Here is a 24821-nt window from a genome sequence, read left to right as displayed (position 1 = left end):
GGTTTAGGGTTTCCCTGACAGGGCATTGGCTGTGCCAACCCGCGTCAGTGTCACGCAAACAGTTTCAAAAAAGTAATAATAAACGGCGCTGCCAGCAGCAACCCGTCGAACCGGTCTAAAAAACCGCCATGACCCGGAATCGTGGAGCCGGAATCCTTGATGGCAATACTACGCTTGAACAGCGACTCGACCAGATCTCCGTAGGTTCCCGTTACCACAATGATGGCACCCACACAGTACCACTCCCACGGCCGCAGATCATCGACAAAAATAGTCAGAAAAAAGGCGATAACCGCAGCCGCCAGGGCTCCGCCAACCGCTCCTTCCCACGATTTTTTGGGCGAAACGCGTTCAAATAATTTCCGCCGGCCAAATTTTGTCCCGGCAAAATACGCCCCAATATCGCTCGCCCACAACAACACCAGACAGCCTAGCATCAAACCCGGATGGTAGGTGCCGCCCCGCAATGCCAGCACATTCAGCAGTGCGAACGGAACGGCAACGTAAATCAGTCCCAGAAAGGTAAACCCAATATTGGTAAACGGTTTCAAATCCCGCTTTTTATACAATTTGATTAAAAAAATCATGGATGCTGCCGGACAGATCAGAAAGTAGGTATCGTAATCAACAACCTGTTTTTCAATCAGATACGTCAATATACAAATCAAACACCCTACCGCCGTACCATAATACGTCAATGGTTGGTTGCCATCGAGACCCAGTAATTTGTAAAACTCCAGTTGCGTCAACGCACTGATGGCACAGAACAACAACGCAAACGTCCAGTCACTATACCAGATTCCAAATAAGATAATGATGACACCGACAGCCGCAGCAATTACGCGCTGTTGCAGATTCGTCATCCGATTTAAACGTTCTTTCATGTAGAAAGTTAACTACAAATCAGGGTGGTTTATCCGGCGAAAATAACAAAATACGAACACCTCGCTCCTACTCTGGTTTCTCTTTCCGTCTATTTTTAACTTTATTTACAGTTCTCAATCATTAGAGTAGGATTCGCCAGCGTTCTACTCACCGACCCCGCCCTGTATGCTCCTCGTCCTGCTATGCCTGTTTTTTCAATTGACAGGAAACACTCTGCAACCCGAAAACGACCTGCGCTCATTGCATTGGGGCATGAGCCGCAAAGAGGTTCAGGCGGTTGAACAGACGGTTCCGTATCGGATGACGGACACGACGCTTCACTACCGGCAGCGTTGGTTTTATAACTTCCCGGCTTCGGTGAAGTTCGCCTTCGTCAACGATCAACTCGCCGGAGCCCTGTACATTTTCACCGATCGTCATGTCCGCGCCCAACAGCATTGGGACGAGTATCAAACCCTAGTCAAAACCTTGTCGGATCGCTATGGACCTCCTTCCGGAGACTACTGGTCGTGGAACTATCCTCTGTATAAAAACCGTCCCGAGCGCTACGGCGATGCCGTTCTACTGAGTCATCTGAGTCGTTCGAGCATCTGGGAAACCGCCCGCACCGTGGTGACTCTCGAAATGTCCGGCAAACCCAAAGAGGGCATCTATACCGTCATTTCGTACGCGAAAAAAAATGACGACAAAAAATAAATGACCAATCACGAACAGGTTTGCGCCGGTCCGGGTAATTGGTCATTCGCTTTTCAATATTCCAAATCGGCCGAAATCAGGTAAATCTTTGCCATGGCCGCATCCTCGGTTTGCACATACACTTCGCAATTTCCCAGGAGATAATTACTATCCTTTTTGTTGACAACGACGGCATTGATTTCGTGTTCGGCTAACAACACTTTTGCCAGTTCGGCGCGGTAGGTGGTAGGTGTCACCAGTACTTTCTCCCACTGATCAGACATAAGGTTGAGACGACGATTGATTCGTTTTTCGAAAAAAGGCTAAAAAACCTATGGTTAAAAGTAGTGAAATTAACGCGCCGGTCAAAGGAACCGAATTCGTATTTTCAATATCGACCGAAATCATCTGCCGGTGATGCAACCATACCATTAAGACCGTAAACCCGTTGTTTACCGCATGTGCCAGGATGGGAACCCATATGTTGCCCGACCAGACGTACACATATCCAAACAACGCACCCAGCAAGGCACGCGGCACAAAACCGTAAAACTGGACGTGAATCGCGCTGAAAATCAGGGCTGAGACCCAGATCGCAATGTGTACGTTTCCCGTCCACTGGGCCAGTTTTCGCTGTACCATGCCCCGGAACAACACTTCTTCACCAATACCGGGGATGATGCCAATCACTACCAACGCAATCACCAGATCGAGGGGGGAGCTAAAATCGGTCAGGAAGGTCGTCAGGCCCGAAATCTGGTCTTCCTTCTGTTTCATCCACTGTTCCAACCCGGCCAGACTGTCCGGAAAATCAAGGTTTTGGTTCCACTCGATGATCAGCCCGTTGAACGGCATGAAGGTGATGGTTAGCAGGGCCACCAAACCCATGGATTGCACAGCCGTCAGCGGCCGGGCATTGAACTCCGCCCACGATTTGCGCTCGATCCAGCGGAGGTACAACACGCAGGGAAGCAGAAACGAACACAGGTGGCTCACCGCCTGAATCAGCATCAGCAAATGCCAGCTCCCCGGATAATCGGCGGGATTCGTCAAAATACCGGTAATATCCGTAACGGACGTGTTGCCGCTGGCCGATGCCCAGGCCGTAAGGAATACCCCGGCCAGTAAACCGCCCAGAGACATGCCCAGCAAAACAAACCCCAGCAGAACCAACAGGCTACGAAACGGATGCAGGGGGGGATTGGACGAAGGCGTCAGGCGGAAGTCTTCCATAATTGCTGTAAATTTACGCCCAAACTGGTCAGGAATTCAAAACCGACACGGTTTTTTATGGAATTGGCTCACACCGTCATGATTTCAGATGCACACCAGTCAGGTTTTGAAAACCTGACTGGTGTGCATCTGAAATCATGACGGGTTGGCGAACATCTTTCGAAAACGCATTGTTAGCGGTATATGGTTAAAATTGGCACAATCGAACTGGGCGACTTTCCCCTGCTGCTGGCTCCCATGGAGGATGTCAGCGATCCGCCGTTCCGGGCGGTTTGCAAGGCCAATGGGGCGGATTTGATGTATACGGAGTTCATTTCGTCGGAAGGACTCATTCGCGACGCGGCCAAAAGCGTCCGGAAACTGGATATTTTTGAATATGAACGTCCAATTGGAATTCAGTTGTTCGGGTCAGATATCGAAACGATGCGGGCCTGCGCCGAAATTGCCAGCCGCGCCAACCCGGATCTGATCGACATCAATTACGGTTGTCCGGTCAAAAACGTAGCGTGTCGGGGTGCCGGGGCGGCTTTATTGCAGGATATTCCGAAGATGGTAAAAATGACCGAAGCCGTCGTGAAAGCCACCCACTTGCCCGTCACGGTGAAAACCCGCCTGGGCTGGGACGACAACACCCGGAACATCATGGAAGTGGCCGAACGGCTGCAGGATATTGGCATCCAGGCGCTTACGGTTCACGGCCGGACCCGGGTGCAAATGTACAAGGGTGAGGCCGACTGGACGCTGATTGGGCGGGTGAAAGAAAACCCCCGCATTACGATTCCGATTTTCGGCAACGGCGACATCGATAGCCCCGAAAAAGCCCTGGCGTATAAAAATCAGTACGGCGTCGACGGCATCATGATTGGCCGGGCCAGCATTGGCTACCCCTGGATCTTTAACGAAATCAAGCACTTCCTCCGAACCGGCGAACACCTGGCGGCTCCAACCCTTGCCGACCGGGTGGCCATTTGCAAGCAGCACCTCGACTTCTCGATTCGCTGGAAAGGGGAAAAAACCGGCATTTTCGAAATGCGCCGGCACTATACCAATTATTTCAAGGGGCTCGAAAATTTCAAACCGTTCCGGCTCCGGCTCGTGCAGGCGGATACCTATGGAGAAATTGCCGGTATTCTGGACGAAATTACGGACGTATATGAGGTCGAAACGGTCTGACGTTTTGTCGGTTTTAACGAAATCCGGGCGCCTGGTCAAAAGCCAGAACCGGTTTTGTCTTGGGCTTTTCGTCTTTATCGTGCAGTTCCTGCAATTTTGAATATTTGATTACCGGATAAACCGCCGACAACAACGCCCACACAAAACCGGGGTAACCGTCGAGTAGTCCGCCTTTGAAAAAATAGATTTTCAGAAACGTAAACAGGAAACGCAAGCCCTGAAGGGGGATATTGGCCTTTTTATGCCTTAGAGCCATTTCTTCGGCACTGAGCGTCGTATAGTGGTTCATTTTCAGCACATAATCGTGCAATGATCCGTAGCTGTAGTGAATCAGGACTCCCGAGAGCTGACCCATGGAACCTTCCACCTGAACAGACTCATGAACAGGAACGGGCGTCATGCGACCGTAGTGCCGGTTGAACAGCCGCAACACCGGCTGGCGGTTCTGGCCGCTGTGCCGCAATACCCGGCCCAGGAAAATCAGGTTACGCGGCAGCGTATACCCCGCATGGATCGGCCGACCGACAAACAAGGCGGCTATCTCGTTGGCAAGCTGCTCCGTCACGATTTCATCGGCGTCGAGCAACAGCACCCAGTCGTTTTTGGCCTGATCGATCGCATATTGCTTCTGTGGTCCAAAACCGTTGAACTTGTGGTAGGTAACCCGGCAATTAAAATCGCTGGCGATGGTCAGGGTAGCATCAGTGCTGCCCGAATCGACCACAATAACCTCATCTACCCACTCCACAACCGACTCCAGCGCCTGTTTCAACGTTCTTTCGGCGTTCAGGGTAATGATGACTACGGAAAGGGGGGCTTTGATCGGAATTTTCATTGGAATAGCAGTGAAGAGGTTGGCTGATGATCCGTGATTTGGCTGGCGATAACCGGTAGTCCCTGGCGATACCGAAGGCTCTCCCGCCCAGGCGCTCCCCGCAGAATGAACCAGGCCAGTTGCGCAAAATGCGTACTCCGAAAAGCCTTCCGGCCTACTTTCAGCGTATAAGAAAGCTGAAGCAGGAGCTGTTTCAGGGCACTCTCGTTTTTACGGAAATAATAGAAAAGAGAAATGTAGTATTCTTTTTCAATCAGCAGATTCCGCCGGGTACTCCCGCCCCCCAGGTGCCGAAACCGGACATCCGGAATCAGCATCGCCTTCCACTCCCGTTGCCGCAACCGCCGACACAAATCTTCTTCTTCGCAATACAGGAAATACGCCGGATCAAAACCGCCCACCTGCCAGAACGCCGTGGCCCGAACAAAAAGCGCACTGCCTGTCACCACCGGAACCGGAACCGGTTGCTGGTATTTCTGACGACGAGGCAGGTAATCCGCCGGTTGAAACCATCGCATCAAGCCGTGGCCCAGCAGGTTTCCACTCAGCGAGGGGTAATAATTGAACGATGGTTCATGTTCATCGGCGCGGTTGACAGCCTGCCCGGTGCAAACGCCCACCGCTTTGTGGTCTTCCATGAACGCATACAGGCGGCTGCAAACATCGTCGAGCAATTGGCAATCGTTGTTCAGAAAGAAATAATAAGTTGACGATGGATCGACCACCTGCAAGCCCAGCAGTAGCCCGCCCGAAAAACCGAGATTGACCCGGCTCCGGATCACTTTCAGAAAGGGTTGCTGAGTCAGGGAATACAATCGGTCAAAATCGACTTCCTGCGAACCATTATCAACAACAACAATCTCATAATCAGCAAGCTGTGTATATTTCCGAATGGAATTGACACAGTCCAGCGTGTAGCCACTAGAGTTATAATTCAGAATAATAACCGACAGTTTCATACCCAATCCAAGCTAGAGAGGTTGGTAGCTTCATGTTACCGGGTTCACGATTTTTTTAGAGACGGGGCACTACCGTTCAGGACAGGAATCAGTCAAGTAGCGTTGCATTCTACTACGCGAAATAGTTGAACAGCGTTGCGGCATACTGGTAAGCGGTATTTTGAAATAAACTGAATTAATCCATAATGGTTTCTTTTTCAATCAATTACCTACTCAACTTTTTACCATCAGGCAGAACCAAATGGCCTTGAATGGTGGTTTTTAGACTATGACGAAACCATTTACCGAGGGTTCACCTTCCGCCAGTACCCCCATTCCCACGACTCCCTCCAATCGTCGGCTTTTGGCCTGGCTGTTACTCATCCTGGTTGCCCTGATCTGGGGAACTTCCTTTATTCTGATTAAACATAGTCTGGGTGTTTTCTCGCCGATGCAGGTCGGAACGGGGCGGATTTTCCTGGCTTTCCTGTTTTTTCTGCCGTATCTGGTCATGCTGGGAAAAAAATTTCCGCGGAGCCGCTGGCTACCGTTGCTGGGTTCGGGTATGCTCGGCTACCTGATTCCCGCCGTTCTGTTTGCCACCGCCGGTGCGCACCTGAACAGTTCACTGGCCGGCACACTAAACGCCCTCAGCCCGCTGTTTACGTTTTTGATCGGGGTCATTCTGTTTCGCGGACGGGCCAAACTCCTGCAGGTCGGCGGTATTCTGCTGGGGTTTGCCGGATCGGTATTTCTGGTGTTTTTCAGCGCAACGGGTTCCTTTTCCTTCAATGGCTACGCATTTCTGATTGTCCTGGCCACGCTTTGTTACGGTTTCAACATCAACATTGTTTCCCGGTATCTGAGTGACTTGCCCGCCCTGCTGTCGACCGCTTCGACCTTTGCCATGGTGGGTCCCATTGCCCTGCTCGGGCTGGCCACCACCGACTTCCCGACGCGGGTGGCGGCTCCGGGGTCAACGCCCGCTTTGTTGATGCTGCTGACGCTCGGCATGGTCGGTTCCGGTTTTGCTACCATCCTATTTAATCGGATTATTCAGTTAACTTCCGGCGTTTTTGCTTCCACCGTAACCTACCTCATTCCGGTAGTAGCCGTGCTTTGGGGGCTTTTCGACGGCGAACCGCTTCACTGGCCGCAGGTTGCCGGTATGGGAATTTGCCTGTTGGGTGTATATTTGATCAATAAAAAGTGAGCGTTAGCCCAATTCTTAATTCCTTCCAGCTATGTTTCGTGCTTCCGTCAACGATCAAGCCCCGTTTGAGATCGATTTTACGGGTGATCTCCCGGTTTTGAATGGCCAACCCCTGACGTGGGATCTGGCCCGGCTGAACGACCGGATGTTTCACATGCTGTACCAGAATCGCTCGTATACGGCTGAAATACTCGATCTGAACCCGACGGAAAAAACCGCTACGATAAAAATCAACCAGGCCATTCACCAGATCGCCCTGAAAGACCGCTTCGACCTGCTGCTGGAACAAATGGGTATGAGTACGGCCAGCCTGACCAAAATCAACGACATCAAAGCGCCCATGCCCGGCTTGATTCTGAGCCTCAGCGTTCAACCCGGCGACACAGTCCAAAAAGGCGACACGGTCCTGATTCTGGAGGCCATGAAAATGGAAAACGTCATCAAATCCCCCACCGACGGCACCATCAAAACCGTCCGGATCAGTCGGGGCCAAACCGTCGAGAAAAATCAGGTTCTGATCGAATTTAGTTAGGAGTGATGCGTTAAGAGTTAAGAATTGGCTGACGCATTCTGTCACAGGAACCTTTTTAACTCATCACTCATCACTCTTCACTCTTAACTTTTGCTATATTTGCCGCCAAACTTTCCTTCATGACTCAACTAAAATATAAACGCATTCTGCTCAAGCTTAGCGGAGAAGCTTTAAGCGGAGACAAAGGGTATGGCATCGACCCAACGGTTTTGGATGCCTACAGTCTGGAAATCAAGCAAGTGGTTGAAATGGGCGTTCAGGTTGCCATCGTTATCGGCGGAGGCAATATTTTCCGGGGAATCCAGGGCGAACGCAGCGGAATGGACCGGGTTCAGGGCGACTACATGGGTATGCTGGCCACCGTTATCAACGCCATGGCCATCCAGAGTTCGCTCGAACAACACGGTTTGTATACGCGCGTGATGTCGGCCATCAAGATGGAACAGGTTTGCGAACCGTATGTGCGTCGCCGGGCCGTCCGTCACCTCGAAAAAGGCCGCATCGTCATCTTCGGTGCCGGAACGGGCAATCCCTACTTCACCACCGACACCACCGCCAGCCTGCGGGCCATCGAAGTGGAAGCGGATGTGGTCTTGAAAGGCACCAAAGTGGATGGCGTCTACACCGCCGATCCGTTCAAAGACAAAACCGCCACCCGGTTCACTACCATTTCGTTTCAGGATGTTTACGAAAAGAAACTGAACGTAATGGACCTGACGGCTTTTACGTTATGCAAAGAAAATAACCTTCCCATCATCGTTTTCGACATGAACAAGTCCGGCAACCTGATCCGGCTGGTCGAAGGAGATGACATTGGGACACTGATTACCGGCTGAAACATCGCAAAACTTTATTACCAGGAATGATAAATGATAAACATCAAATGATAAATGTAAATGCACACACTTTATCATTTGATGTTTATTATTTATCATTTGATATTTACGATTTAAGAAATGGAAGAGATTGAGCTATATCTCGAGGACGCCCGGGATACGATGGAAAAGGCGTTGAAACATTTGACTATCGAATTATCCAAAATTCGGGCGGGCAAAGCGTCGCCCTCGATGCTGGACGGCCTTCAGGTGGAGTATTACGGCATGAATTCTCCCATCCACAACGTCGCTTCCGTTACCACCCCCGACGCCCGAACCATCGCCATCAAGCCTTTTGAAAAAAAGATGATCGGCGAAATCGAAAAAGCCATCCGAAACAGTAACCTCGGCCTGTCACCAACCAACGACGGTGAAAACATCCGGCTGAACATTCCCGCCCTGACCGAAGAACGTCGTCGGGATCTGGTGAAGAAGGTCAAGGCCGAAATCGAGGTAGCCAAAGTCAACATCCGCAACATCCGGAAAGACACCAACGAAGGCATCCGAAAACTCACTAAAGAAGGCGTTTCGGAAGACGAGGTGAAGAAAGGGGAAGAAAAAGTTCAGAAACTCACCGACAGCCACATCGCCAAAATCGACGACATTTTTGCCGCGAAGGAAAAAGATATTATGGTGGTTTAAGTCAGCAGTACGGGCACTCACTTCCAGCCTATCAACTAATTCATTCTTAACACCAGAGGGGCCGTCGGCCCCTCTGGTGTTTTAAGGGGTGGTGTCTTCACGTTGCGGTTTCGGGAATCTGCATTTATTTTTTTTTCTTAAGGAATTAAAGCCATAACTATTTCAAAATAGTTACATAAAAGTTACTGTTCATTTAAATCAGTAAACAAACGAATGTTTATTTGTTGAAAAAACAAGCCTGTCCCTGACATCTGTTTTGCATCTCTGTAGATCGTTCCCTGTCCGACTTACCTTCTTTTTGCTAAGCCTGCTGACCACATCCGGTAGGCTATGGGGGCAGCCTTTTCGCCTTCCTCAACCCGGCCTCATTACGGACCGTCAGGGATTACCGCAGGCCTTTGTGCCATCGATTGTTCAGGACAGGCAGGGCTTTATCTGGGCCGCTACCCGCGACGGACTCTGCCGCTACGACGGCCAGCGATTTAAGGTCTTTCAACCTGATCCCGACGGACGCCCCTCACTCTCCTTTGTTGGGCTGGATCAAATCGAACTGGACCGGCACGGGCGCATCTGGGTTGTTTCCGAGCGCAAGGACATCGATATCTTCGACCCACGCACCGAAACCTTTACCAATTTTTCCCGGCAAGCCGCTTTTCGCCGACTGGTCAAACCCGGTATGGGATTTACGTTATTCATTGACCGAAAGGATCGACTCTGGCTCAGGAATGGGAAAGGCGTCATTTGCTGGGACATTGCCAAAAAACAGGGCCACTGGTTTCGTCATCACCCCCTGCAGGCCGCATCGATCAGCAGCGATGCCGTGTATGACGTGTCGGAAGGAGCAGATGGGGCCATCTGGCTGGCCACGGCGAACGGCCTGGATCGCTTCGAGGAAGGCACACTTGGTTTTACACACCTGCGGCACCAGCCGGGTAATCCTGAGTCAATGCCTGAGAATGGGTTTACCGCCGTACGTTGCCGGCCAACAACCGGAGAACTTGTGCTCTTTTCCCGGCACCACCTCACTTTGCTACAGCCCCGTACGGGCCGGATGCGTTCCTACCGGTTGCCGGTTCAGGAAACCGAACTGGTTGTTGTGCACGTCGCCATCAACCCGGAAGGAACGGTTTATTTCCAACAGAATAACATTTTATTTCGATTTACGGACCGGCAGGGCGTCCAGGCCTTGACTCACTGGGAGCAGCCCAACGATGCGTGCCGCGCGCTGATCATCGATCGAACCAACGTCTTATGGGTGGGCACCGTTGGAGCGGGTATCCGTACCTACGATCTACAGCCCAACCCCTTTCAGAAACGACCCTACCGCCAGAGTTTTTATCAGGATCTGCTTACCAGCGATTCTCTGGGACTGCCCCCGGTTTCCCCGGCGGCTCTAGCCACTTTGAACGGTTTAAGCAGCTATAATTTTCGATCGACCTTCGATCGGTCGGGACGGTTCTGGTTTAATGTAGGGACTTCTGACCTCTACCGGCTGGATCGGAAAACGGGCCAGACGGAGCATTTCCCACTGCCGATTTCCTTTCGCTGGGAAACACCGGTTTCCATTCCCTGTCCGATGACGACCGATTCACAGGGTCGCGTTTGGGCGGTCAATGGTTCATCCGCTTTCTGGTTTGAGGAGAAAACCAGGCAATGGACCCGGTTTCAGTACCCGATTGCGGTTCAGCCTGGCAATCGAATTACCGAAGTAGTGGTCGATGAACAGTCTCTTTGGCTGGCCAGTCAAACCAATGGGTTATATCAGGTTGACCGCCAGACGGGTCAAATCCGGCAGTTTGTCAACCGCCCTGGCGATGCAACCTCGTTAAGCAGCAATTCGCTGTACTGCCTGTCGTCCGATCCAAACGCCCCTGCTGTGTTGTGGCTGGGCACCTTTGGCAGTGGGTTATGTTCATTTGATAAACGAACGGGGCGATTTCGCCGGTTTACCAGGTCCAATGGCTTGCCTAATAATGTGATTTACTCGGCGAAACCGGATCGGTACGGGTATTTGTGGATGGGAACCAATAAAGGGCTTTGCCGGATGAATCGCCGGACGTTCACGACGCAGACCTTTACGCGCGATGATGGCATCATGGCCGACGAGTTTAACCGGGCCCATTATGTCCAGTTTCCGGATGGGAAAATCCTGATGGGCGGACTGGAAGGCTTCACCGGTTTTGATCCCCGGCAGATTGGTCAGGATGCGTTTGAACCCGTCGTTGAACTGACCGAACTGGAAGTCAACAACCAAGTCATCCAGCCGGATAATCCGGGAGCATTCGGATCGGATACCCCTTCTTCCACCAACCGATCCATCCTGGGGATGTTGCCCATTCAGGCCACGAATCAACTTACCCTGGATTATGACCAGAACTACCTGACGGTTCAGTTTGCGGCCCTGCAATTCAATCAGCCGAACAAAAACCGGTATCGCTACCGGCTAAAGGGACTTGAACCCAACTGGAAGTTAACAGACCGGCCCGAAGCCATTTATACCAATCTGCCGACGGGGAATTACGTTCTGATGGTGAATGCGTCCAACACCTCGGGTCAATGGAGTCGTCATGTTCGTGTTCTGGCACTTCGGATCAGGCCACCGTTCTGGGCAACCTGGTGGGCTTTTGGTCTGTATTTTCTGATCGGTTTGGGCGTAGTCTGGGGCTTGCTTCAACTCTACCTGAATCGGCTGCGATTAAATCAGGCGATTGAATTCAAGCAGAAAGAAGCCGACCAGCTTCGGGCCGTCAATGCGATTAAAACCAACTTCTTCACCAACATCACCCATGAGTTTCGGACACCGTTAACGCTGATTCTGGGGCCGACCGAACAGATGGCAGGTGAGAATCCGGATCCGAAAAACCGCCGACGGCTGCAAACCATCGGGCAAAATGCCCATCAACTCCTTCGTCTGATCAATCAACTGCTGGATTTATCGAAGCTCGAAGCCAGCGTCATGCCCATCCACGAATCCAGGGGGAATCTCACCGAATCCATCCGGCAGTGGTTGCACTCCTTTAGCGACCAGGCAACGGGCCTGGGACTGACCCTGACGTTCCGTTCGGAGGTCGAGGGTGACTATTGGTTCGATGCCGAAAAGCTGGAACGGATTGTCAATAACCTGACGGCCAATGCGCTGAAATTCACAAAAACCGGTTCGATTAGCGTTTTGCTGGAAACCGCTTCCGTTCAAATCAGGCTCACGGTGGCCGACACGGGCATTGGCATCCCGACCGAGCATCTGCCCCATATTTTTGACCGCTTCTACCAGATCAATGATTCGGCGGCTACGCCCGGTACGGGAATCGGTCTGGCCCTGGTTCAGGAACTGGTTCAGTTACAGGGGGGTCAGGTTTCCGTCGAAAGCCAGCCCAATCAAGGCTCTACGTTTACGGTGCTGTTGCCGTATCGACCGGCAGAACCGCAAATTGCTTCACCGGACAGCACCACGTCCGAGCCAGTCGAGGCCGAGGTCTGGCACGACCAATCCGTCGAACCCCGTGTGCTGATCGTGGAAGACAATGAGGAGTTAGCCCGGTTTATTGCCGACAGTTTGCCGGAACACTACCGCATCCGGCGGGCCGTCAACGGCCGCAATGGCCTGGAGCAGGCGCTGGAATCCATGCCTGACCTCATCATTTCGGATGTCATGATGCCTGTCCAGGACGGGCCCGAAATGGACGGTTTTGCCCTGTGTGGTCAGTTAAAAGCCGACCTCCGCACCAGTCACATTCCGGTTATTCTGCTGACGGCCAAAGCCTCCGTCGAAAACCGGCTGGCCGGTCTGGCGCTGGGAGCCGATGATTACCTGACCAAACCCTTTCAGGTGTCGGAACTTCAGCTCCGGGTTCGCAACCAACTGGTTAGCAAACAGCGGCAGCGCGATTGGGTGCGGAAAAGTTTGAGTGATCCGAATCCGCTCCCCTCCCAACCCGCTATCGAACCCACCGATCCTTTTCTGACACAACTCTACTCCCTGATGGACGCGAACCTGAGCAATTCCGGTTTTGGCATTGAGCAGATGATGATGGAACTGGGCATGAGCCGAACCACCTTGTTTCGGAAAGTCAAGGCCCTGACCGATCTGTCGGCGAATGATCTGCTGCGTAATTACCGGCTCAAACGGGCCGCCCAATTGCTGCAGGCAGGCCAGAGTGTGAATCAAACGGCCTATCAGGTGGGTTTCGAGAGTCCCGCCTACTTCAGCAAATGCTTCCGGGAGCTTTACCAGCTCACGCCCCGCGAATTTGCCGCCCAGTCCGGATTATAGTAGCAATTTACCGCAAATTTACCGCTTTTTCTTCGTATTTGGAACGTGCGTTATGGTATTTGGAACAGGCGTTATCGACCGTTTCTGGTTCTTGCGGTAGGTTTGTAATCGACTGTCTACCCTAACTTTCAACGGCCATGACCCTTTATTTCTACCTGGAAGCTTCCGATAGCCCCTGTGTTTGCAGCGCAGAATTTGAAACACTACTGGACGTCCTAAATAGCTTTGTAGCCATCGGTAACCAGCTCTTATCCGCCTACCTGCTGGACGATGATGGCATTCGCATTGACTTGCCGGTAAGGGCTTTTGATGGGTTACCAATCGCCGGCTGCCTACAGAATTTATCCCGGGACTATCAGCATCTGCTCGCTATAAAAAGCAGGGCCTGAGTAGCCCGTTTCCTTGTCCAGTTTTCATCATCTCTTGTCCGAATAAATCTCAACTCCCATGATTTTATCACCAGAAACGACCCTGACAGTAGATATTGAGGATAAGCTTGAACAACTCTGGAATCTGGTTGGCAACACACCCATGCTGCAAGTATTCTATACGGATCATGGACAGACCCGCTCAATCTATGTAAAATGTGAGCATTACAACCTGACCGGCAGCATGAAAGACCGAATGGCGTTGCATATCCTGCACGAGGCCTATCGGGAAGGCAATATCCGTCCGGGCGACCGCATTGTTGAAGCCACCAGCGGCTGTACGGGGATTGCCTTTTCGGCCATAGGCAGAGCGCTGGGGCACCCCGTTACGATTATCATGCCCGCCGGGGTTAGCCAGGAACGCATTGCGATCATTCAGAGCCTGGGTGCCGACGTCGTGCTGGTTTCCAAAGATGAAGGCGGTTTTATAGCCGCTCTGCAACGCGGTGAAGAGATGGCCGCCAGCGATCCGTGCATTTTTTTACCCCACCAGTTTGCGAATAAATACAACGCAGACGCCCACCGCCTGACAACGGGCAAAGAAATCTGGCTGCAACTCCAGAGTGTCGATACGACACCGGATGCGTTTGTGGCAGGAGTCGGTACGGGGGGCACGGTGATGGGCGTAGGAAGTTATCTCAAAACCCGCAAACGGGATATTCGCATTCATCCGCTTGAAGCCGCCGAATCGCCAACGCTATCGACAGGTTACAAGACAGGATCGCACCGGATTCAGGGTTTTTTCGATGAGTTTGTCCCCGAAATTCTAAAATTAGACGAATTGGATCATGTCGTGCAGGCCAATGATGGCGACGCGATAATCGTCGCCCAGAAACTGGCGCTGCAACTCGGGGTAGCGGTGGGTATTTCGTCGGGAGCTAACATCATCGGAGCGATCAAGTTACAGCGCGAAATGGGTCCGGAAGCCCGGGTGGTGACAGTTCTGTGTGATAGCAACAAGAAATACCTGAGCACCGACCTCGTTCGGCAGGAACCGGTCAAAGCGGGCTATATCGCCCCCGACATTGAGTTTACGAAGTATCGGTCGATCAGTCGTTTATCCATTAGCCTCTCAAATGAGCTTTAATAATCCCTACTCGACCCTACACTACTCCCAAACACCGTATGAAAAAAGTATTGCGCATCCTGGCCATCGTCGTTGGAGTCATCTTGATCCTGGTCGTTGGTGCCATTAGCTACATCAAACTCGCCCTGCCCAACGTGGGCCCGGCCCCTGAATTAACCGTTCAGGTCGACTCCGCCCAGATTGCCCGGGGAAAATACCTGGCTACCAACGTGGCCGTTTGCATCGACTGCCATTCGGAACGGGACTGGAAAATCTCAAGCGGCCCGGTGGTGGCTGGCACAGAAGGCAGAGGCGGAGAAGCGTTTACCCGCGAAATGGGCTTTCCGGGGCTCTATTTCGCCCGGAACATCACACCAACGCATCTGAAGGATTGGACCGACGGGGAGATTTACCGTGCCATCACGGCCGGGGTTTCCAAAGACGGACGCGCCTTGTTTCCGGTCATGCCGTACGGCAATTTCGGGCAGGCCGATCCGGAAGACATCAAAGCCATCATCGCCTACGTGCGATCGCTCAAACCCATTGAAAACAATTCGATCCCGGAACCGGAATCGGACTTCCCGATGAACCTGATCATCAATACCATTCCGACGAAAACGGAAGGCGGCAAACGGCCCGACCCTGCCGATTCGGTCGCGTATGGAAAGTACCTGGTTACGCTGGCCAGTTGTGGGGATTGCCACACGCCGGTCGATGAGAAAGGGCAAAAAATACCGGGAATGGATTTCGCCGGTGGGCGGTCGTTTCCAATGCCTGCCGGAACGGTTCGGGCTGCGAATCTGACCCCGGATGCGGAAACCGGTCTTGGTGCCTGGACAAAACCAGCTTTTATGGCCCGGTTTCAGGCAGCCGCACAACCCAATTTCAAGCACCCGTTGACCCTCGAACATGCCGAATTCAACACCATCATGCCCTGGATCATGTATTCCGGAATGAGTGAACAGGATCTGGGCGCGATGTATGCGTATTTGAAAACCGTCCGCCCGGTAAAGAATGCGGTAGTGAAATTTACGCCCAAAGGAAATGAAGTAGCGACCCGATAAACAACCTTCTATATCCACTTCTATCCTTCCAGGCTGCCGACCGGTCAATTTCAAAATTTCGATAGAATCAAAACCGGTCGTTCGCATTACTCGGATCAATCAAAAAACCGCCCTCTGGTGATCAGAAAGGGCGGTTTTTTGATTGAGTGCAGGACTTTCGCTTTCTGCCCCTAAATCCCCTAAAGGACGGTCGGCCGCTGCCGGACTTGGACACCGTTTAATCCGGATGCCGAAAGTCCGGCAGCGGCCGACCGTCCTTTAGGGGAACGGGGCAGTTTGCAAGTGCAAGAACCGATCTTAGTAACTGTCGTTCTGCTTCAGATAACCGGGCAGGTTCGACGCACCATCAATGGCCGTTTGCGGGATCGGAAAAATCCGTTTCATCCTGTCGCTGTTGGTCTTTTCGGTCCACTTATCCTCGTATTTTCCAAACCGGACCATATCCGTCCGGCGCAGCATTTCCCAATAGAATTCAAACCCACGCTCGCGATACAACAGATCCAGCGTCATGGAGGTCAGGGCCGGGGGCGGTGTGGTGGCCGTCCGGGCCGCCCGAACGAGGTTGACATCGGCCAGCGCACTGGCGGCATCGCCACTCTTGCGAAGTTTGGCCTCCGCCCGCATCATATACACATCGGCCAGCCGCAGTATAATGATATCGGCTTCGCCAAAATTCCGGCCACTGACCGACTTTTTGCTGAACTCGTATTTTTCGACCCGGTAGCCGGTGTTGTAGTTGCTACCCGCCACAGTGAAGTCAATTTGCTCCGTGAAGTCGACGGCCTGGGTGGGGCGGTTCCGGGTGTCGTGGAACAATTTGGCGACCTTGTATTTGCCGTCCGCACATTTCAAAAAGACACCGTTCCGCCGAATCAAACCGTACTGTTGTCCACGCAGAATCCCCCGGTTGATATTGAAATTCGCTTCGGCTACGCAGGAATCCGCCGGATTGGTATAAATCGACAGGTTCTGTTTGTAAAACCGCGGATCGACCGACGGGTCATTCGGCGCATAGGCGTTCACCCAGGTCCGGTAGTAATCAGGTGTAATGCCCGGCCCGTCGGTTCCGTTGGCGTTGGGATAGGCTGGCAGCGGAAACTGATCGCCCGACAGGGAAAAGTAGGCCATCCGGTTATGACCGTTCAGGTCGGCCCGCTGATCGACGGCAAAAATCAACTCCTTGTTGGTGTTGTTGTCCGAATTGAAAATCGAAAAGTAATCCCGCGACAGTTGGTACTGCCCCGAATTGATGATCTTGTCGGTGTATTCGACAACCTTATCCATGTCTTCCGGTTTGAACGTAAATTGAGCCGCATACCGATCCCGATACACAGCCGCGTTCAGATACAAGCGGGCCAGCAATCCCCAAACCGCCCCTTTCGTCAGCCGACCGGGGCCTACCGTTGTCTCCAGATTCGGCTCGACGGCCAGCAGTTCGCTTTTGATGTACTCCACCGCCTGCTCACCCCGCAGAATGGTTGAATTTTCGCCCAGATCGTCCTTGACAAACACCAGCCCGAACATATCCAGCGTCAGCAGCGAATAATACGCCCGCATGCCCCGCGCTTCGGCCAGGTAGGTTTTGGCAACCGGGTCGTTCAGCGTCGGCAGGGTATTGATGGCGGTAATGGACCGGGAAACGCCCTGCAAAATCAGGTTCCAGGTGTTGCGCAGGTTGGGGTCGGTGCTGGTGTGCGTGTGCTGGTGCAACGCCAGATAAATGCCGTTATCGCCCCAGTCCGTACCACCCCGGTAGGGCAGAATGGCCTCGTCCGTCGAAATTTCCTGAAGCGCAAAGTAGTTGGTATGCAGAAAAATATCCGGCAGCCGCGCATACACCGGCGCAATGATTCCATCGGCAGCCTGCCGGTCGGAAAGGCCCGAAGCCGAGGCTTCGTCCAACACATTCTCGGACAGATTCGTACAGCCATTGAGGACGTACATCCCCGCCAGCATGAAGGTAATTATGAGGTTCTTTTTCATGATATTTGCGCCCCCAACCCCCTAAAGGGGGCTAACGCATCTGGTTAAAGCCCCCTTTAGGGGGTTGGGGTGTTAATTTTAAGATTAAAAAGTAAGATTCAGGCCCAGAACGAAGGTTTTGGCTTTCGGGTAGCTGAGGTAGTCGATGCCGTACGAGGAAATCCCGTTGACCGTCCGGTCCGTATTCACCTCGGGGTCATACCCGTCGTACTTGGTAATCACAAACAGATTCTGGCCCGTGGCCGACAAGCGGATGCCGGAAACCCAGCGGTTGATGCCGAGCAGCTTGGGACTGAGGTTGTAGCCCAGCGACAGGTTGTTGAGCCGCAGATAAGATCCGTTTTTCAGGTAGCGCGACGAAACCGGTGCCGAGTTGTTGATCGACTCGTTGGCGTACTGAATGGCTTCGGGCGTGGTGTTCAAGCCTTTCGACAACCGCAGTTTGTAGAAATTGGAGTTGGCAGTATTGTCGTATAGTTTGTTCCCCGAAACGCCGTTGAAATTCACCGCCAGATCGAAGCCTTTGTAGGCAACCGTGCTGTTAAAGTTGAACTGTTTCGTGGGCAGGGCGCTTCCCACCGCCACCCGGTCTTTGTCCGTCACGATGCCATCGCCGTCGACATCGCGGAAGGTGCTGATGCCTTTGTCGTCAAAACCGGTAAATTCCTTGAGGAAAAAGGTGCCGATAGGCTGTCCGTTCACGTAGCCGTTGATGGTGGCCGACGTCAGACCGGAACCGGAAGCCGAGCCGGATGGAATAACGGTATACGGCGAGTTTTTCACCTCGTTGTCGATGAACGTAACGTTTCCGCCGATGTCGAACCGGAAACCGTTCAGGTTGGCGTAGCGGTAATTCAGATCCAGTTCGACACCCTGGTTGGTGATCGTCATGTCCGGCACGTTGGTCCAGAACGTTCCCGCCGGTTGAACGGGGTCCGCCGGGATCACTTCCAGCAGAATGTTGTTGGATACTTTCCGGAAATAATCGACCGAGCCCGACAGCGCGCCTTTAAACAACGCGAAGTCCAGACCGATGTCGGTTTGGGAAGACACCTCCCACTGAATGTCCGGGTTGGCCAACCGCGAATACGACGTTCCGGCGGGATACGGCCCCGTGGGAGCCAGCGGATAACTCGTCGTGGCCGATACCTGCGAGGTAAACAGCGCCTGCGTGATTTTCGACGGAATTTCCTGGTTACCGGTTTGTCCCCAGCCCGCCCGCAGTTTCAGATCTGAAAACGGCCCCGATTTCAGGAAGGCCTCTTCCGACAACCGCCAGCCCACCGAGAACGACGGGAAAATACCGTATTTGTTGTTGGAACCGAACTTGGACGATCCATCGGCCCGCACCGTGGCCGTCATCAGGTATTTGTCATTGTACTGGTAATTGACGCGGGAGAAGAACGATTGAAGCTCGTTTTCCAGGGCGTATCCACCGGGGCGGTTATTGGCCAGCGTCAAATCCTGCCCCAAACCGGGGTTGTAGATCGGCTCGATGGGTGAAATCGGGAATTTATTGATGCTTGAGCTGCGTTCCTGCACGAAAATCTTCTGGTAGGAATGCCCCAGCAAGGCCGTCAGATTGTGCTTCGTCGTCGACAACGTATAGGTGAAGTAATTCTCAATCAACACGTTGCGATTGGTCTTGTAAATGGTTTCCAGCCGACCGTCCTGCAAGGGAACCGCGTTGGGCAACGACTGCAAATCCCGCACCGAACTGGAGTTATCGACGCCCAGATTGAGTTTGTACACCAGATCTTTCGTGATTTTGAACGACGGCGAAATGTTCCCGATCACCCGGTTGATGGTGGTTACATCCTTTTCCAGTTTCAGCGGAATCAGCGGATTCACCCCACTCTGGTATTTGAAGGGTTCGCCGTTGGCATCGTAAGCCGGCAGCGTCGGATTGGCGGAAATCGCCCCACCCAACAGGCTTTCGACCGGCGGACGGCGGCTGTAGGTGCTGGTCGCATTCAGGTTGACATCCACATTCAGGCGGTCTTCCATAAATTTCTGCGACACATTGATCCGGCCTGTATAGCGTTTAAATTCGCTGTTTTTCAGAATACCGTCCTGATCCTGAATACCGAACGAACCGTAGTACGTCAGCTTTTCGGCACCACCGCCAAACGAAACGTTGTGGTTCTGGGTATAGGCCGTCTGCGTAATTTCCTTCTGCCAGTCGGTCGAGGCTTTGAAATCTTCCAGCACCCCGCCTACGGCCGGAACCTGCCGCCGGTATTCATCCGCCGAATAAACCGGCAACGCCCGCGTCAGGTTCGAGATGCCCAGACTGGACGATACATTGAAAGTTGAAAAACCGGATTTACCTTTTTTGGTCGTGATCAACACCACGCCGTTGGCTCCCCTTGAACCATAAATGGCGGTGGCCGAGGCATCTTTCAACACGTCGATGGACTCGATGTCCTGCGGGTTCAGAAAGTTCAGCGGGTTGGAGGTTCCACCCGTACTGGAGTTGTCGAGCGCAATACCGTCCAGCACAAAAAGGGGCGTACTGCCCGTCCGAACCCCACCCGGTCCCCGGATCGTAATGTTCTGCGCGCCACCCGGTTCGCCACTGGCTGAGGTGACATTGACGCCAGCCACTTTGCCTTGCAAAAGCTGCTCCGGCGAGTTAATAATTCCCTTGTTAAAATCGGAACTTTTAATCGACTTCACCGAACCGGTCATGTCTTTTTTGGCCGCACTCCCGTAGCCGATTACCACCACCTGCGACAGTTCCGACGCGGATGCCTTGAGGGACACATTGATCGTACTCTGGTTGCCGACCGCAATTTCCTGCGAAACGAAACCGATAAAACCGAACACCAGAACAGCATTGCCTTCCGGCACGGCAATTCGGTAATCGCCGTTGGCATCCGTGGTAGTTCCGCGCTGCGTTCCTTTCAGAACGACGCTGCAACCCGCCAGGGCTTCGTTCGTCAGGGCATCCGTCACCCGCCCGCTGACGGTGACATCGGCACCCGGTCGTTCAGCCTGAGAACCAGACGTTTTAATCGTTGCCAGGGCCTGGCTTTTGCCCTCGACCGCCAAGAGCGTTAGGGCGAGCAGGACACAGCAAAGTCTTCTCCAGTGCATTGTAAATGGAGGAGAAAAAGAGTAGAAAATCATCATATAGGTAGAAAGTTAAATGGTGACAAAGATCCCGGAATCTGTGCAATTCCAATTCTTTCGCCAAATATTTAAAAATAATTTAATATATCCAGCGGCACCAGATTGCGCATCCCCTTACCCCAGAAATTTGCTCACGCGGAAAGGCCGCATACGGCTGGTTCTATACGCAATGCGAAGAAAAGTTTTACCTATTTCCTGCTAATCAGCACGGTTTTTACTATTTAAAGCTGAATTTTCGGGTTATTCGGAAGAACGAAGAATCAAGAACAGCGTATAAAAAAAAACGGTAACGTTCTGAAAAATAAGTTGCTTGTCAAAGCATTTAGTTTCCAGAACGTTACCGTTATTACGGTTATGTTATCTTTAAAATTACACAGATTCCGTTAAACGCAGAACGGCTACGGCAACCGGGGCCGGAAATACCCGTAGACCCAGGTTCCGGCAATGGCACTCAGCAGCGTGACCAGCACAACCAAGAAACCGCTGCCGATCTGGGCAAACAACGGACCGGGACAGGCTCCCGTGACGGCCCAGCCCAGGCCGAACAACAAGCCTCCGTAGATTTGCCCGGAATTGAATTTCTTGGAATGAAACACCACCTCATCGCCCGCTATCGTCTTGATTTTAAACCGTTTGATCAGCCAAATGGACAGCATTCCGACCACAATCGCGGAGCCGATGACGCCGTACATGTGAAAACTTTGCAACCGGAACATCTCCTGAATTCGAAACCAGGAAACAATTTCGGCTTTGACAAAGACGATGCCGAACAGAATGCCGACCACCCCGTATTTCAGGTTCCCGACAAACCCTTCCTCCTGTTTCATGTCGTTGGGTGCATCGCACGCCAACATCTCTTCTACTTCTATTTTTTCCATCTGTGACTCCGGTTTTAAAACAACTTCATTAAGTGGGGTAAAATCAGGTGTGTCATCGCAAAACCGCCCGCCATAAAGCAGCAGGTGGCAACCAGCGACGGCCATTGCAGATTAGAAATCCCCATGATGGAATGCCCCGACGTGCAGCCGCCCGCCATGCGCGTTCCAAACCCAACCAGAAAACCGCCCAGCACGAAAAACACCAGTCCTTTCAGGGTGAACAGGTTAGCCACGTTGAAGATGTCACCGGGCATCAGACCTGAGAAATCCTGAATACCCAGGGCTTTCAAATCCGCGACGGTCTGGGGTGAAATCTGAACAGCCTCGGGGTTGGCCAGAAAATGCCCCGCCAGAAAACCGCCGATGAGAATACCGGCCACAAAAACCAGGTTCCAGATTTCATGTTTCCAGTCGTACTTAAAAAATGGAATGTTGGCCGGTATACAGGCCGCACAGATGTGCCGCAGCGACGACGAAATTCCGAACGATTTATTTCCAATCAACAACAAGGCTGGTACCGTCAGCCCGATCAGCGGCCCGGCCACGTACCAGGGCCAGGGCTGACGGATTAACTCTAATAACTCCATAGATTTTCTATTTTTTTATTCAACTGGCTAAGTTACAAATTTGTTACGCCTTTTTCAAGGTCGTGGGACACACATAATCCGTGATTTCAAAAAGTCCGGTTTTCTTGATGGCGTCAAAACCGCCCGTCACATCCACCAGATTTTCGTACCCCCGCGCTCTCAGGATCGAGGCCGCGATCATCGAACGGTAGCCCCCCGCACAATGGATGAACAGGGTTTTGTTTTTGGGTAACTCGGCCATGTGTTCGTTGAGGTATTCCAGCGGAATGTTGCGAACCCCGGCGATGTGTTCGGCGGCAAATTCACCGGGTTTCCGCACATCGACAATCTCCAGATCCCCTTCGGCCATCCGGTTAGCCAGCGACTCCGCCGATACCGACAACAGGGTGTCGCTCTCCTTCCCGCTGGCCTCCCACGCATTGAATCCGCCCGCCAGAAAGCCCAGCACCTGGTCGTAGCCCACCCGCGCCAGCCGCGTTAATGCTTCCTGCTCCTGACCCGGCTCACAAACCAGCAGTAGATTGTGTTTTACATCCGGAACCAACGTGCCGACCCAGGGAGCAAACTGCCCGCCCAGTCCGATGTTGATCGAGTTCGGAATGAAACCCTGGCGGAACACCTGCGCCGGTCGGGTGTCGATAATCAAGGCACCGGTTTCATTGGCGGCTGCTTCAAACGCATCCGGACTCAGGGCCTGTCCTCCCCGCTCCAACACCGTGTCGATGCTTTCGTAGCCCTGCTTGTTGAGCGCAACGTTCTGCGGAAAATACTGCGGAGGAGCCAGCAAACCGTCGGTTACTTCCTTGATAAACTCCTCTTTCGACATCGAAGCCCGCAGCGCGTAGTTGAACAACTTCTGATTACCCAGCGTATCGGTGGTTTCTTTGCTCATGTTTTTGCCACAGGCCGAACCCGCCCCGTGACCCGGATACACGATAACATCGTCCGGCAGGGTCATGATTTTGGTGCGCAGCGATTCGTAGAGGTAACCCGCCAGATCGTCCATTGTCAGATCCGCTTTCTGGGCCAGATCCGGCCGGCCAACGTCGCCGATGAACAAGGTGTCGCCACTGAACAGGGCGGTTTCTTTCCCGGTTTCATCCAGCAACAGGTAACAGGTCGATTCCATCGTGTGGCCGGGTGTGTGCAGCACCCGGATTTTGACAGAACCGAGTTGCAATTCTTCGCCATCGGTCGCGATATGCGCTTCGAAATTTGGTTTGGCCAACGGACCGTAGACGATGGCAGCTCCGGTTTGGCGGGCCAGGTCGAGGTGACCGGACACGAAGTCGGCATGAAAGTGGGTTTCCAGCACGTATTTGATGGTCGCACCCGCTTTGGCCGCTTGTTCCACATACGGTTTTACTTCCCGCAACGGGTCGATAATGGCGACCTGGCCTTCACTTTCAATGTAATAGGCACCCTGGGCCAGACAGCCCGTATAAATCTGTTCAATTTTCATGGTTTTCAATTCGATTCTGGTTTAACAAAATTCGGGTCGATGCGTTTGTGGGTCAACCTGAAACAAAGGTAAAAAGGCGGCAACGGGCGTTCCGTGACTTTTGTTACACGCCGGACTGATTAGAGAAAAGTTTCTTTCACGATAATGTAGACACCCATCGCCAGCACGAACCAGCCGAAAGCTTTCTTCAGTTTTGGGCCGGAAACAAACCGGGTCAGGTAGGTTCCGAGCAAAATGCCAAGGATTGACAGGGCCGTAAAGGCCAGCAAAAACCGCCAGTCGATCGTGGTCAGTGACAGCCCGCTCAGAAAGCCGATCAACGAGTTGGCGGCAATGATCAGCAGCGAAGTCCCGACGGCCATTTTGATAGGCAAACGGGCTAGCAAGACCAGCGAAGGAATGATCAGAAAACCGCCCCCCGCGCCCACAACGCCCGTCAGAATACCGACCAGAACGCCTTCCGTTGCCAGCAGATTGGGGCTAATCCGGTTCTGGTCAGCGTCCGTTTCAATCCGGTGGTCGCGGATCATCGAGCCGGAAGCCGCCAGCATGACCAGCGCAAACACAACCATGATGGCGACGTTTTTACTCAGGTAGAAGGCCGGGGTTGAAAAAACCGGGTCCGGAATGGCCGGAACGAGGTAGGTGCGGGTCAGGTAAATGGCGGCAAACGAAGGCAGTGAAAAGGCCAGCGCGGCCCGATAGTTGACCAGCCGCTGCTGCATATAGCGAATGGCACCCACCAGCGAGGTGGTGCCGACAACAAACAATGAATAGGTGGTGGAGACCGTTGGGTTGATGCCGAGCAGATACACCAGCACCGGCAAAGTCAGAATGCTCCCGCCCCCGCCGATGAGACCCAGCGTAATCCCGATCAGGATCGATGCCGCAAAGCCCAGAATTTCATGCGAACTCATGCTGTTTTTTTCAACAAAGCACGCCATGAA

General features: G+C 52.8%; 21 protein-coding genes. 10 read left to right on the top strand and 11 right to left on the bottom strand.

From position 1 onward, the window contains the following. Window positions 1-50: 50 nt before the first annotated feature. Window positions 51-884, bottom strand: coding sequence for a phosphatidate cytidylyltransferase (locus ACO064_RS25270; protein ID WP_421829977.1), 834 nt, complete (start codon window positions 882-884; stop codon window positions 51-53). A gap of 166 nt (window positions 885-1050) precedes the next feature. Here ACO064_RS25270 and ACO064_RS25265 point away from each other — a divergent pair, with 166 nt between their 5' ends. Continuing rightward, complete coding sequence (locus ACO064_RS25265) at window positions 1051-1581, top strand: hypothetical protein (protein WP_421829976.1); 531 nt, start codon at window positions 1051-1053, stop codon at window positions 1579-1581. A gap of 53 nt (window positions 1582-1634) precedes the next feature. On the opposite strand, the gene ACO064_RS25260 is transcribed toward ACO064_RS25265, so the two are convergent. After that, on the bottom strand, window positions 1635-1844 hold the full coding sequence (locus ACO064_RS25260; RefSeq protein WP_114405964.1) for a DUF2007 domain-containing protein: 210 nt from the start codon (window positions 1842-1844) through the stop codon (window positions 1635-1637). After that, window positions 1837-2793, bottom strand: coding sequence for a CPBP family intramembrane glutamic endopeptidase (locus ACO064_RS25255; RefSeq protein ID WP_421829975.1), 957 nt, complete (start codon window positions 2791-2793; stop codon window positions 1837-1839). The genes ACO064_RS25260 and ACO064_RS25255 overlap by 8 nt, the downstream gene beginning before the upstream one ends. 183 nt (window positions 2794-2976) lie before the next feature. Between ACO064_RS25255 and dusB the strand changes: the two genes are divergently transcribed. Then, on the top strand, window positions 2977-3966 hold the full coding sequence (dusB, locus tag ACO064_RS25250; protein WP_114405966.1) for a tRNA dihydrouridine synthase DusB: 990 nt from the start codon (window positions 2977-2979) through the stop codon (window positions 3964-3966). Window positions 3967-3979: 13 nt separating this feature from the next. Here the strand turns inward: dusB and ACO064_RS25245 are convergent, their stop codons facing one another. Next, window positions 3980-4801 carry a glycosyltransferase family 2 protein gene (locus ACO064_RS25245; RefSeq protein ID WP_421829974.1) on the bottom strand — a complete coding sequence of 274 codons (822 nt, stop codon included), beginning with the start codon at window positions 4799-4801 and terminating at the stop codon, window positions 3980-3982. After that, window positions 4798-5760: a glycosyltransferase gene (locus tag ACO064_RS25240; protein ID WP_421829973.1), complete on the bottom strand. Its 963-nt coding sequence runs from the start codon at window positions 5758-5760 to the stop codon at window positions 4798-4800. Before ACO064_RS25240 ends, ACO064_RS25245 begins: the two co-directional genes overlap by 4 nt. A gap of 268 nt (window positions 5761-6028) precedes the next feature. Here ACO064_RS25240 and ACO064_RS25235 point away from each other — a divergent pair, with 268 nt between their 5' ends. The 8 genes from ACO064_RS25235 to ACO064_RS25200 all read left to right on the top strand — a co-directional run bounded on the left by ACO064_RS25235 (window position 6029) and on the right by ACO064_RS25200 (window position 15829). Then, window positions 6029-6952: a DMT family transporter gene (locus ACO064_RS25235; RefSeq protein ID WP_421829972.1), complete on the top strand. Its 924-nt coding sequence runs from the start codon at window positions 6029-6031 to the stop codon at window positions 6950-6952. 31 nt (window positions 6953-6983) lie between these two features. Further along, entirely contained in the window at window positions 6984-7484 is a 501-nt protein-coding gene (locus ACO064_RS25230; protein ID WP_421829971.1) for an acetyl-CoA carboxylase biotin carboxyl carrier protein subunit, read from the top strand. Window positions 7485-7603: 119 nt separating this feature from the next. Then, the gene (gene pyrH, locus ACO064_RS25225) at window positions 7604-8320 is read left to right on the top strand and encodes a UMP kinase (RefSeq protein ID WP_114405971.1); all 717 of its coding nucleotides are present in this window, start codon (window positions 7604-7606) and stop codon (window positions 8318-8320) included. A gap of 120 nt (window positions 8321-8440) precedes the next feature. Next, window positions 8441-9001 carry a ribosome recycling factor gene (gene frr / locus ACO064_RS25220; protein WP_421829970.1) on the top strand — a complete coding sequence of 187 codons (561 nt, stop codon included), beginning with the start codon at window positions 8441-8443 and terminating at the stop codon, window positions 8999-9001. A 256-nt stretch (window positions 9002-9257) separates the two neighbouring features. After that, window positions 9258-13271: an ATP-binding protein gene (locus ACO064_RS25215; protein ID WP_421829969.1), complete on the top strand. Its 4014-nt coding sequence runs from the start codon at window positions 9258-9260 to the stop codon at window positions 13269-13271. Window positions 13272-13408: 137 nt separating this feature from the next. Beyond that, window positions 13409-13660, top strand: coding sequence for a hypothetical protein (locus ACO064_RS25210; RefSeq protein ID WP_421829968.1), 252 nt, complete (start codon window positions 13409-13411; stop codon window positions 13658-13660). Between the two features lie 58 nt (window positions 13661-13718). After that, the gene (locus tag ACO064_RS25205; RefSeq protein ID WP_421829967.1) at window positions 13719-14786 is read left to right on the top strand and encodes a PLP-dependent cysteine synthase family protein; all 1068 of its coding nucleotides are present in this window, start codon (window positions 13719-13721) and stop codon (window positions 14784-14786) included. A gap of 38 nt (window positions 14787-14824) precedes the next feature. Next, on the top strand, window positions 14825-15829 hold the full coding sequence (locus ACO064_RS25200; protein ID WP_421829966.1) for a c-type cytochrome: 1005 nt from the start codon (window positions 14825-14827) through the stop codon (window positions 15827-15829). A gap of 297 nt (window positions 15830-16126) precedes the next feature. Here the strand turns inward: ACO064_RS25200 and ACO064_RS25195 are convergent, their stop codons facing one another. From ACO064_RS25195 to ACO064_RS25170, 6 genes are all read right to left on the bottom strand, one after another. After that, window positions 16127-17812 carry a RagB/SusD family nutrient uptake outer membrane protein gene (locus ACO064_RS25195; RefSeq protein WP_421829965.1) on the bottom strand — a complete coding sequence of 562 codons (1686 nt, stop codon included), beginning with the start codon at window positions 17810-17812 and terminating at the stop codon, window positions 16127-16129. An 84-nt stretch (window positions 17813-17896) separates the two neighbouring features. Beyond that, entirely contained in the window at window positions 17897-20947 is a 3051-nt protein-coding gene (locus ACO064_RS25190) for a SusC/RagA family TonB-linked outer membrane protein (protein ID WP_421829964.1), read from the bottom strand. 398 nt (window positions 20948-21345) lie between these two features. After that, window positions 21346-21825, bottom strand: a complete 480-nt coding sequence (locus ACO064_RS25185) for a YeeE/YedE family protein (protein WP_421829963.1) — start codon at window positions 21823-21825, stop codon at window positions 21346-21348. A gap of 14 nt (window positions 21826-21839) precedes the next feature. Further along, the gene (locus ACO064_RS25180; protein WP_421829962.1) at window positions 21840-22412 is read right to left on the bottom strand and encodes a YeeE/YedE family protein; all 573 of its coding nucleotides are present in this window, start codon (window positions 22410-22412) and stop codon (window positions 21840-21842) included. 43 nt (window positions 22413-22455) lie between these two features. Continuing rightward, window positions 22456-23874 (bottom strand): MBL fold metallo-hydrolase, encoded by a 1419-nt coding sequence (locus ACO064_RS25175; RefSeq protein ID WP_421829961.1) that lies wholly within the window; start codon window positions 23872-23874, stop codon window positions 22456-22458. Between the two features lie 119 nt (window positions 23875-23993). Beyond that, window positions 23994-24791 (bottom strand): sulfite exporter TauE/SafE family protein, encoded by a 798-nt coding sequence (locus tag ACO064_RS25170; protein ID WP_421829960.1) that lies wholly within the window; start codon window positions 24789-24791, stop codon window positions 23994-23996. Window positions 24792-24821 lie beyond the last annotated feature (30 nt).

The organism is Larkinella sp., from assembly GCF_965227735.1.
Lineage (GTDB): Bacteria > Bacteroidota > Bacteroidia > Cytophagales > Spirosomataceae > Larkinella.
The sequence above is the reverse complement of the archived record's forward strand: the minus strand, read 5'-3'. Positions and strand labels throughout refer to the sequence as shown.